This is a genomic window from Caballeronia sp. SEWSISQ10-4 2 (genome assembly GCF_030464885.1).
In the GTDB taxonomy this organism is placed as follows: Bacteria; Pseudomonadota; Gammaproteobacteria; order Burkholderiales; family Burkholderiaceae; genus Caballeronia.
The window spans coordinates 1-10,446 of the sequence record NZ_JALPRJ010000154.1 but is presented as its reverse complement, the minus strand read 5'-3'; the positions used below and the strand labels follow the sequence as shown (position 1 = coordinate 10,446).

Genomic DNA, 10,446 nt, shown 5'->3' with positions numbered 1-10,446 from the left:
GGGAGTCACGGTATCTTTATTATAGTAGACGTAGTATTTTTATGACACAGTAAGACTAATGATCTGATGAAATAACATCGGCGCAACCAACTATGCGGGCTGGCCTCGTGACATGGCGCGACATAATTCTCAAATAGAGATTGCGCGTCCGTTCATTCATACTCGCATCAGTTGCAGAGACGCCTGAACAAGCAGATTCGATCAGGCATTTCGCGCACAAAGAGAGCGCCGATGATCAGCTATCCATACTTGTTTATCTCATCGGACGACGTGTTTGAATAACCGAGACACGATGGTGTCGATGACAGGATGAACATGCTTACTTTTCTCAAAATGCTGGCTGGACGAAGCGCTCTGCATGCGCTGTCCGCATTGGTTTTTTGTGCTGTTTTGCTTACCGGTTGCGCTAGTGGCATCACCAATGTGAGTGCCTATAATGCGGCCACGCAGGTGCGGCCGGAAACCATTTATGTCTACGCGTTCCAGAGCTCGCCGGACCAGGTGAAACTCGACGGTGGCTTGATTCAGAAGATGCAGTCGCAATGGGACGGCACGGCGACGTTGAAGAAGCAAACCGACGATGCGGTTGAAGTCCGCGAGCAGGTCGCTGGTGAAATCGTGCGGCAGCTACAGTCGATGGGCCTGCGTGCGGCACGTGCAGATGCCCCCGCGCCCACGGATCGGAATGCCCTGATCGTGCAGGGCAACTTCGAGACAATCGATGCGGGGAATCGCCGGCGCCGGATGCTGGTCGGTCTGGGTGCGGGAAAGAGCCAGGTCGGCACGTCGGTTCAAGTTCTCTATCAACCGGCGGGCGAAGCGCCGAGGTTTATACAGAGTTTCGAAGCGAAGGCGGATAGCGGCAAGGCGCCCGGTGTGGCGGAAACAGCGGGCATCGGGGCTGCGGCCGGTCATGTCGCAACATCGGCTGCTGCAGGTGTAGGGTTGCACGCCGTGTCCGAAACGAAGCACGCCGGGGTGTCGGCGGATGCCAAGCGGCTGGCCGATTCCATCGCGAAACAGGTCGCACAGATCGGCGTGGGGGAGGGCTGGATGACGACCGATCGTATCAAGGGCTCGTGATCTTGCCCGTCAGATCAAGACCTCCGGATTCAGAACGGGACTTCAGTTACGTGCCAGAGCACGCCCGAAGGATCGAAGATGAACCCGACTTTCATTCCCCAGCTTTGTAGCGCCGGCTCCCGAGGCGCGTTGACAGAAAACTGATCAACCAGCTCGCTGGGTTTCGCTTTTTGCCACCACGAATCCACATCGCGGACGAGCAGTTGAATCATGCAATTCTCGGCAAATTCCTTTACGTAGAAATTCTGCAGAATGAAGCTGAAGCTACCCAGCTTCAATATCGCGAAGCTCTCGTCCTCGTGGGTCAGCGTAAAGCCCAACGCCCGGTAAAAGCGCTTTGATGCATCAAAATCCTTTGCGGGTACGAAAGGTCGAATAGCCAGGATCTCGTCCATGATGGTCTGCCGCTCCCTAAGATGATGTTGCCGTAGTCATTGGCGAAACAGTGTGAAGGTTTTATCAAGCCGCCCGATTATCGGGTTCATGCAGCAGTCGCGGTCAATTGCCTGAGCTGCTCCAGCAGCATGACCGCCGGACGCGGCAGAATGCCCTGACGGCGTCGAAACGCGGTCAGCGTGCGACGTGCGACGAGGCCGGGAATAGGCAACGTATCGAACACGCCGGCCGCGCTTTCGGTGTCGTACATCGGCGCGGCCATCCAGCTTAAAAAACCCGCGCGCGTGACGAGACTCTTCAGCACGGTGATGGAGCGGGTTTCCACTGCGATCTCTGGCATGGGCAACCCGTGCTCAGCGAATACACGCTGCATGTGTTCGAACGGACCTGTTCCCCGAGGCGGCACGCACCACTGCTGATCGAGTGTATCCGCAAGGCATAGATCCGCTTTGGCGCGCAGTGGATGATCGAGCGCTGCGACAACATAACTCGTGTCCTCCCAGCAGCAATCGGTAATAGCGATGATCTCGTCCGTATCGGGCACTGCCATGCTGAGCGCGAGGTCGATCTCCTGCTTCAGCAAACTATCGGCAAGCCTGTCCCACACCCCCTCGATGATTTGCACGCGCAGATTCGGCCAGCGGGCCAGCACACCGCTGACTGCCAACGGCAGCACAAGGGTTGCGATGCTCGCTACTGCGCCGACCCGGATCGTGCCCTTGGCGAGGCCGCGGATTGCATCGATTTCTTCGCGGGCGTTGTCGGCTTCGTGCAGAAGCAGCGTTGCGTGCGGCAGGAGTGCCTCACCGATCGCCGTCAGTTGCATGCCTTTCGAGTGGCGCTCAAACAAAGGGGCGCCGAGCTGTTCCTCCAGTCTTTTGATTGTCCGGCTCAGCGCCGGCTGCGTCACATGGAGAACCTCTGCGGCGCGACCGAGGCTACTGCTTTCGACGATCGTCGTGAACGCATGAAGTTGTTGGAGACTGAAGGTCATTATGGATCGGGAGCGGAAGTCGGAAGAGGAACCGGATCAACGCGATACTGAACGCTCGTCATGGCAAGGAGGGTTGCGAGTCATGCACAAACGTAATGCCTTTTTCTCAAAAAGGCAATATTCATGATGTGTGCAGACTTGGATAATCCTCCTCAGATAAAGCGCTCACTCGCTAGATTTCCAGGAGGCATTTGCATGACAGGCAGCACGGCGCAGCAGGGGATGTCAGGTCGCACCCAACCCGCCCGCATCACGGTACGAGACGCCGTGATCGATTTCATGCGACGCGTAGGGATGACGTCGGTATTTGCCAATCCAGGGTCGACAGAGTTGCCGATGTTCCGTGATTTTCCCGCCGATTTTCGCTACGTGCTTGGACTTCAGGAAGCGGTCGTGGTCGGCATGGCGGACGGTTATGCGCAGGCAACGGGTAATGCATCGCTGGTGAACCTTCATTCGGCGGCAGGTGTCGGCAACGCGATGGGCAATATTTTCACGGCATTTCGCAACCGCACGCCTATCGTCGTGACCGCCGGGCAGCAGGCCCGTTCGATCCTTCCATTCGACCCGTTCCTGGCGTCGACGCATGCAACCGAGTTGCCTAAGCCTTACGTGAAATGGAGCATCGAACCGGCGCGAGCCGCCGACGTGCCGCTTGCAATCGCGCGCGCTTATCACATCGCAATGCAGGAGCCGCGCGGACCCGTGTTCGTCTCTATCCCCGCCGACGATTGGGACCAACCGGCGGACTACGTTCCGGTCAGCGATGTCAGCACCATGACCCGGCCCGATCCGTCGATGCTGGCGCGGATGGGCGACGCGCTCGATGCATGCGCGCGGCCGGCGTTTGTCGTGGGTGGCGGCGTGGACCGCGCGGGCGCAGCGGATGAAGTAGTTCGCTTGGCAGAACGTCATCAGGCGCGTGTTTTTGTTGCGCCCATGTCGGGACGCTGCAGCTTTCCCGAAGATCATCGGTTGTTCGCCGGCTTCCTTCCCGCGATGCGCGAGAAGATCGTCGAAATACTGGGCGGCCATGATCTCATCTGTGTGCTCGGTGCCCCGGCTTTCACTTACCACGTAGAGGGCAGCGGTCCGCATATTCCCCCGGGCGCGCAGTTGTTCCAGCTGATCGACGACCCCGGTGTGGCCGCCTGGACCCCGAGCGGCACGGCGACGGTGGGGAACATCCAGCTGGGCGTCACGGACTTGCTGACGCGGCCGGCTCCCAAGACGCGGCCGTTGCCGGCGGCTCGCCGTGCGCCTCCGCGTGCCGAGGCGTCGCCGCTTATGTCGGTGGCGTTCGTGCTGCAAACGCTTGCCGAGATACGCAACCCGGCCGACGTTGTCGTTGAAGAGGCGCCGAGTGCGCGACCGGTCATGCAGGAATATCTGCCGTTCACCCGGAGCGGCACGTTCCTGACCATGGAGAGCGGTGGTCTTGGTTACGGCATGCCAGCAGCGGTGGGCGTTGCGCTCGCCAAGCCGGGCACACGCGTGATAGCGCTGATCGGCGATGGCTCCAGCATGTACTCGATTCAGGCAATATGGAGCGCGGTGCAACTGAATCTGCCTATTACTTTCGTCATCCTTAACAATTCGCGATATGCGGCCTTGCAGGATTTTGCGCCGGTGTTCGGTTTCGCGCCGACCGATCCCGTGCAGGGAACCGATCTCCCCGGTCTCGATTTCGTGACGCTTGCTGCCGGCATGGGCTGCCGCGGCGTTGCGGTCAAGGAGGCCTCTCAGTTGCACGGTTTACTGAACGACGCTTTGCACACTGCCGGGCCGATGCTCGTCGAAGCGGTCGTGGCCTGAAGCGCGTTGGGCATCGACTACTGCTTGTATAAAAATTATCAGGAGACAGACGATGAAAACGATTGCCATGCTGATCAACGGCGAGGCGGTACAGGCCAGCAACGGTGCGACCTTCGAGCGCAAGAATCCGCTGGATGGTGAAGTTGCTACGCGCGCTCCGGCGGCGTCGGTTGCTGACGCGTTGGCTGCGGTAGATGCCGCAGCCAACGCGTTTCCCGCATGGTCTGCGCTAGGCCCAGGCGAGCGACGCGCTTTGCTGATGCGCGCAGCGTTTGTGCTCGAGGGAAAACAAACGGCCTTTGCGTCCGCGATGGCCGCCGAAACCGGTGCGTCCGGTATCTGGGCCGGGTTCAATGTGCATCTGGCTGCCGCCGGACTTATGGAGGCCGCAGCGCTAACCACGCAGATTACAGGCGAGGTGATTCCATCCGACGTGCCAGGCAGCCTGGCAATGGGCGTGCGTCAACCGGCCGGTGTTGTACTCGGCATAGCGCCGTGGAATGCGCCGGTGATCCTCGCAGTTCGTGCAATCGCACTACCGCTTGCGTGCGGCAACACGGTCGTTCTCAAAGGCTCGGAAGTATGTCCCGCTACGCATGGTTTGATCATCGAATCGTTGCAGGAGGCAGGCTTGCCCGCAGGCGTCGTGAACTTCGTGACGAACGCACCGGCCGACGCCGGTCCGGTCGTTGAAGCGATGATTGCCCATCCCAAAGTGCGGCGGGTCAATTTCACGGGTTCGACGCGAGTCGGCAAAGTGATTGCGGCAAACTGCGCAAAGTACCTCAAGCCGGTCGTGCTGGAACTGGGCGGCAAGGCGCCGCTGCTCGTGCTGGCCGATGCCGATCTCGATGCAGCGGTCGACGCCGCGGTCTTCGGTGCATTCGCCAACTCGGGGCAGATCTGCATGTCGACGGAACGCATTGTCGTGGATCGCCGTGTGGCCGACGCATTCGTCAAGCGGCTCGCCGCGCGGTCGGTCGAACTGCCGCTGGGCGATCCGCGCAACGGGCCTGTCGTGCTTGGCTCGGTGGTCGACATGAGCACGGTCGAGCGATGCAATGCGTTGATCGACGATGCACTCGCCAAGGGCGCCACGCTGCTGTGCGGCGGCAAGACCGACAGCACACTGATGCCGGCCACGCTGCTGGACCACGTAACGGCCGATATGCGGATCTACCACGACGAATCGTTTGGACCCGTCAAAGGAATCGTGCGCGTGGACGGCGACGAAGAGGCGATTGCCTGCGCCAACGACAACGAATTCGGCTTGTCATCGGCGGTTTTCAGCCGCGATATTGCACGGGCGATGAGCGTCGCAAAGCGCATTGAATCGGGTATCTGTCACATCAACGGCCCCACCGTACACGACGAGGCGCAGATGCCGTTCGGCGGCGTGAAGGGCAGCGGATTCGGTCACTTTGGCGGCAAGGCGGGCATTGCCGAATTCACCGATCTGCGCTGGATCACCGTGCAGACGACACCGCGCCAATACCCATTCTGATGATACCGAGCCTCGCTTAAGCGTTGTTGGTTGGCAGACGGAACAAACGCTAAGCAAGCACAAGGTCATGCGGACAGGTCATGACTTTTCCGCTAATCGGCAATATCAAAACAGTAAACCGCGCTCGCATAATTCGCTAAAGAAAATAAAGACGCGCGGGTCGAACCCACGCACGAACAGGAGACAGTCACATGACCAGCTACGTACCTCCCGCTGGGTTCACCGGGTCCGCACAGACGGAACACGATGAAGCGATGGAGTTGCAGGACGGGAGCAAGACGGTAGACATCGGGAGCGTGCTCGACGACGGTCCATTCACCACGTTTCAGAAGTTGATTGTTTTTCTGGCGGCGCTGTCGATTATTGTCGACGGCTTCGACAGCCAGTTGATCGGCTTTGCCATTCCCGTGCTGATCAAGGAGTGGGGCATTGCCCGCAATGCGTTTGCCCCGGTAGTTGCAGCAGGACTGGTCGGCATGGGCATAGGCAGCGCCTGTGCCGGTTTATTCGCGGATCGCTTTGGCCGGCGCTGGGCGGTGATCGGCAGCGTGCTGGTGTTCGGCGTCGCGACCTGTGCGATCAGCCTTGCCCCGAACCTCGCGGTGATTGCTGCGCTGCGTTTCATCGCGGGACTGGGAATAGGCGGGGCACTACCCACCTCCACCACCTTGACGGCGGAATATACGCCAGCGCGCTTTCGGACCGTAGCGGTCACGGTCACGATCCTTTGCGTGCCTCTGGGCGGGATGGTAGCGGGACTGTTCGCCAGCGTGATCCTGCCGGCCTATGGCTGGCGCGCGCTGTTTCTGACCGGCGGTGTGTTGCCGCTCGTGCTTGCCGTGCTTCTACTGTTCGCGCTGCCTGAGTCGCCACGTTTCCTGTCGCGCCGGCCGCATCGCTGGGTCGAACTGACTGCGCTGCTGGGCCGCATGTCGCGCCACGTGGCGAAAGACGCAAGCTTCACCGACATTCGCGAGCGCGACGCCGAAAAGCACGTGGGTTTCACCGCGCTTTTCAAGGATGGCCGCGCGTTGGACACGGTCGCTATCTGGTGTGCGTTCTTCATGTGCTTGCTGGCTGTCTACGCCGCCTTTAGCTGGTTGCCGACCATGTTGACCAACGAGGGTTTGTCGGTGCAGTTTGCTGGCTATGGGCTGACGGCATACAACCTCGGCGGTGCAATCGGGGCGCTGGCCTGTGCGGTCACCATCACACGGTTCGGTTCGCGCTGGCCGCTGATCATTTGCTGCTTCGGAGCCGGTGCGAGCGCGTGGCTGTTGCTGACGCTGAACGTCTCCCAGCACCTGAGCGTGCTGATGTTCGGACTCTTTACGCACGGTCTGTTCGTCAATGCCGTGCAATCGACCATGTATGCACTTTGCGCGTATGTCTATCCAACCGGAGTGCGTGCGACCGGAACTGCGTCGGCGCTTGCATTTGGGCGTATAGGCGCCATTGTCAGCGCGTTTGCCGGTGCCGCGGTCATTACCGCAGGCGGCGCGTCGTCGTACCTGGTGATGTTGGGAGCGGCAATGACGGTTGTGCTGATCGCGCTTGCGCTGGTGCGGCGACATATACCCAGCGCCATTCGGTAGGGCACTGGACCTATTTGCGGTGAAATCTGTAACGCGGGGCTGAGCGACCCTCATCCTCGCGCTTTCTTGAATTAGCCAAACCGATGGATGCGACCAGGACTTACTCATTTCGTAAGAAATTAGCATACCTATCAAAAACTCATGTAAGCGAATCTTTAGGATTTTTAATGTAAATAACCAGGCGGGCCGAGCGCGCAATGCGCTTAAGCGTCGTCGTAACAAGATCCTGCATTCCAAAGCGCAGGTCTGGAGACTCGGAGACCATGAAATACCAAATCGCCTTATTGGGAACACTGCTTGGGATCACTGCTGCGCCAGCGTTTGCGCAAAGCAATGTGACGCTGTACGGGATTATCGATACCGGTATCGAGTACGTGACGCATGCCGATGCATCAGGCAACAGCGTGGTGCGGATGCCGGGCGTGACGGGCGAACTGCCGTCGCGATGGGGCATACGCGGCAACGAGGATCTCGGCGGCGCATGGTCGGCCGTCTTCACGCTGGAGAGCGGCTTTAATACCAAAGCCGGAACGCTTAACCAGGGTGGGCGCCTTTTCGGCAGACAGGCTTATGTCGGCTTTAAAGGACCGTACGGCACCCTGACGTTCGGGCGCCAGTACACCATGACGTATTGGGCTATCCTCGACTCCGATCTGCTTGGCCCGGACATCTATGGCGGCACGGGTTCCTTCGACCAGTACTTGCCAAGCGCCCGCAGCGACAACACGATCGCGTACAAGGGAACCTTCGGTGGCCTGACCGCGGGTGCAACCTATTCCTTTGGCCGCGATTCGGCCGGCACCGGCAACTCGCCGGGACAGGGCACGTGCGTCGGCTCGGTTCCGGGCAGCAGTCAAACCTGTCAGGAGTGGTCCGCCATGCTGCGCTACGACTTGAGGGGTTTCGGTGCCGCCGCGTCCTACGACGAACAACGCGGTGGCCCGGGGGCATCGGCGAATATGTTCGACGGTACGCCCACGTTCGCGTTGACCAACCCAGGGGACAAGGATATTCGCATGCAGTTGAACGGTTACGGAGCGATCGGGAAACTGAAGATCGGCGGCGGCTGGCTGGGGCGCAGGGTCGAGACCGTTTCGCCTTCCACGCCTAACGTAAGGTCGGACCAGTTCTATCTGACTGCCGCGTGGCCGGTTACACCCGCGCTACTGGTGGACGGCGGTATTTACCGGATCGTCAACCGGCAGGACGATACCCCGGGCACGATCGGGGTGTTGCGCACGACCTATTTCTTGTCCAAGAGTACGGCCGTTTATTTGCAGGGAGCGTATCTCGCGAATAGCGCGAAGGCGGCCTATACGGTGAGTCAGGGCGGTGGTGGCACGACGCCAGCCGCGGGGGCCGGGCAACTGGGTGCCATGGCTGGATTGCGACACAGTTTCTAGCTAGCGGGAATCTTGTTCGCTACCCGCTCGATAGTCGGGGCGGGTAGTCAATTATTCACAAGTGATCTGGTGAGCCTCGGGGTTCGGTGCAATCGCTGGGCCGGCCTACTCGGGCACCGATCAAGCAAGTCATGCAATTCAAAACGGGATGCAAGGCACGTTTTATTTTCACGGAAATCGGCGATTCCGCATTAATTTTCGATTTTTTTAGCGTGCACCATAAGGCGGCCAGGCGAGCTGGGGCACGCGGCGAACATGATGAACGATGACAACAGTTGCAAGAAGGCCAGTCATTCCCGCATTAACCGGCGTTCGCTTCCTGGCAGCGCTGAGCGTGGCGCTCTATCACCTTTCGCCTGACGTCGCCGCGTCCTTAGGGATTTCGCCGTTTTACTTTTATGAAAATTCGGGGGACCCCGTCGAGTTATTCTTCATTCTCTCGGGGTTTATCCTTACCTATACACATCCCGAAGTGGGCGGTGCAGAGGCTCCTGCCATACGACAGTTCTATTTCTCCCGGTTCGCCAAAATCTACCCGATCTATTTATTGGGCTGGATCGTTTTCGCACCGCTGGTTTATACGAACCTGGTTTCTTTGCACGGGCACTCGGCCGGCTTATACGCACGGCTGGCGTTTTATGGCGTGATCTCTCTCGCGCTACTGCAGGCCTGGACGCCCACCACGGCTACCGCCTGGAACACGCCCGGATGGTCGCTCTCCGCCGAAGCCGTTTTCTACGCGTCGTTTCCCTTCCTGTTCACTTTCCTGAAAAATCGCGGCGTTGGTGTGCTTTCGGGTTTGATTGGCGCCTTCTGGTTGTTTTCCGTTATTCCTACGTTGACGCTTTCGTTCCTGCCGTCATCGCTGGGAAATGCGTATTGGCTGCGAGAGCTGGTGAACTTTACCCCGGTGCTTCGTATAGGTGAGTTTATCGCCGGGATATGCATGGCGCGTCTTTACCTGAGCCAGGGGCTGGCCAAGACATTTCGCTTCGACGTCGCTGCTTTTTTGGCTTTGGCCGCAGCAGTCGCGGTTATTGTGCTGGCTAATCACTTGTTGGCTAAAGCCCTGTTGTTTCCTGCGTTTATCCTGCTTCTCTATTTCCTGGCACGTGCCAAGGGGCCGCTTAGCCGTTGGCTTGGCAGCAAGCCGATGGTGTTGCTGGGGGAAGCGAGCTTTGCGTTTTACATCCTGCACGTGCCGCTTTTCAGATATGCAAAGATGCTGTTTCCGAGCGTTGCGACTTCGCCGGTGCCGTTCCTGGGATTCTTGCTTGCGTTGACGGCCGTATCGATCTTTAGTTTCCTGTCGATTGAAAAGCCCTTGTGTGCGTATCTGCGCAAAGCCTACAAGACGTCACGCTCACCGCGCTCGATCGGGCAACCTGAGCATGCGCATTAAGTGATCGGGGTGGGGTTTTCGTTCGCACTCGGTCGGGGGGAGGCCGGGTTGGTGCTGCTCAGGTTCGCGGTCGGTTTAAGTTAGTTATTCCCTTTATCACTATTAGCCACTGTGCGTGGCGGCACTTCATTTCTTTTTCCACACCGGCGAAAAAGAAACAGAAGCAAAGAAAACGCCTCTCAACAATCGGCGAGTTAGCGTCCCTAGCGTGCAGGCCCCAGTTTCTGGCACCTGATAGCACGGTGCTCGCCAGA

8 protein-coding genes are annotated in these 10,446 nt (G+C 59.2%); 6 read left to right on the top strand and 2 right to left on the bottom strand.

Annotation, left to right across the window (positions count from 1 at the left end; all coding sequences use genetic code 11):
* Nucleotides 1–315 precede the first annotated feature (315 nt).
* On the top strand, nucleotides 316–1,083 hold the full coding sequence (locus M0D69_RS42375; protein ID WP_301787757.1) for a DUF4410 domain-containing protein: 768 nt from the start codon (nucleotides 316–318) through the stop codon (nucleotides 1,081–1,083).
* Nucleotides 1,084–1,112: 29 nt separating this feature from the next.
* Here the strand turns inward: M0D69_RS42375 and M0D69_RS42370 are convergent, their stop codons facing one another.
* Nucleotides 1,113–1,478: a VOC family protein gene (locus M0D69_RS42370; protein ID WP_301787756.1), complete on the bottom strand. Its 366-nt coding sequence runs from the start codon at nucleotides 1,476–1,478 to the stop codon at nucleotides 1,113–1,115.
* A gap of 86 nt (nucleotides 1,479–1,564) precedes the next feature.
* A complete protein-coding gene (locus tag M0D69_RS42365; protein ID WP_301787755.1) occupies nucleotides 1,565–2,473 on the bottom strand; it encodes a LysR family transcriptional regulator in 909 nt (302 codons plus the stop codon).
* A 222-nt stretch (nucleotides 2,474–2,695) separates the two neighbouring features.
* Here M0D69_RS42365 and mdlC point away from each other — a divergent pair, with 222 nt between their 5' ends.
* From mdlC to M0D69_RS42340, 5 genes are all read left to right on the top strand, one after another.
* Complete coding sequence (gene mdlC, locus M0D69_RS42360; RefSeq protein ID WP_301787759.1) at nucleotides 2,696–4,288, top strand: benzoylformate decarboxylase; 1,593 nt, start codon at nucleotides 2,696–2,698, stop codon at nucleotides 4,286–4,288.
* A 52-nt stretch (nucleotides 4,289–4,340) separates the two neighbouring features.
* Entirely contained in the window at nucleotides 4,341–5,792 is a 1,452-nt protein-coding gene (locus tag M0D69_RS42355; RefSeq protein WP_301787754.1) for an aldehyde dehydrogenase, read from the top strand.
* Between the two features lie 254 nt (nucleotides 5,793–6,046).
* Nucleotides 6,047–7,387: an MFS transporter gene (locus M0D69_RS42350; protein ID WP_301787758.1), complete on the top strand. Its 1,341-nt coding sequence runs from the start codon at nucleotides 6,047–6,049 to the stop codon at nucleotides 7,385–7,387.
* A gap of 263 nt (nucleotides 7,388–7,650) precedes the next feature.
* Entirely contained in the window at nucleotides 7,651–8,790 is a 1,140-nt protein-coding gene (locus tag M0D69_RS42345) for a porin (RefSeq protein ID WP_301787753.1), read from the top strand.
* 265 nt (nucleotides 8,791–9,055) lie between these two features.
* The gene (locus M0D69_RS42340) at nucleotides 9,056–10,192 is read left to right on the top strand and encodes an acyltransferase (RefSeq protein WP_301787752.1); all 1,137 of its coding nucleotides are present in this window, start codon (nucleotides 9,056–9,058) and stop codon (nucleotides 10,190–10,192) included.
* The last annotated feature ends 254 nt before the right edge of the window (nucleotides 10,193–10,446 follow it).

Excerpts from the sequence above, each read along its gene's own strand:
- M0D69_RS42375 (WP_301787757.1), top strand. The coding sequence starts at position 316 with ATGCTTACTTTTCTCAAAATGCTGGCTGGACGAAGCGCTCTGCATGCG.
- M0D69_RS42370 (WP_301787756.1), bottom strand. The coding sequence starts at position 1,478 with ATGGACGAGATCCTGGCTATTCGACCTTTCGTACCCGCAAAGGATTTT.
- M0D69_RS42365 (WP_301787755.1), bottom strand. The coding sequence starts at position 2,473 with ATGACCTTCAGTCTCCAACAACTTCATGCGTTCACGACGATCGTCGAA.
- mdlC (WP_301787759.1), top strand. The coding sequence starts at position 2,696 with ATGTCAGGTCGCACCCAACCCGCCCGCATCACGGTACGAGACGCCGTG.
- M0D69_RS42355 (WP_301787754.1), top strand. The coding sequence starts at position 4,341 with ATGAAAACGATTGCCATGCTGATCAACGGCGAGGCGGTACAGGCCAGC.
- M0D69_RS42350 (WP_301787758.1), top strand. The coding sequence starts at position 6,047 with ATGGAGTTGCAGGACGGGAGCAAGACGGTAGACATCGGGAGCGTGCTC.
- M0D69_RS42345 (WP_301787753.1), top strand. The coding sequence starts at position 7,651 with ATGAAATACCAAATCGCCTTATTGGGAACACTGCTTGGGATCACTGCT.
- M0D69_RS42340 (WP_301787752.1), top strand. The coding sequence starts at position 9,056 with ATGACAACAGTTGCAAGAAGGCCAGTCATTCCCGCATTAACCGGCGTT.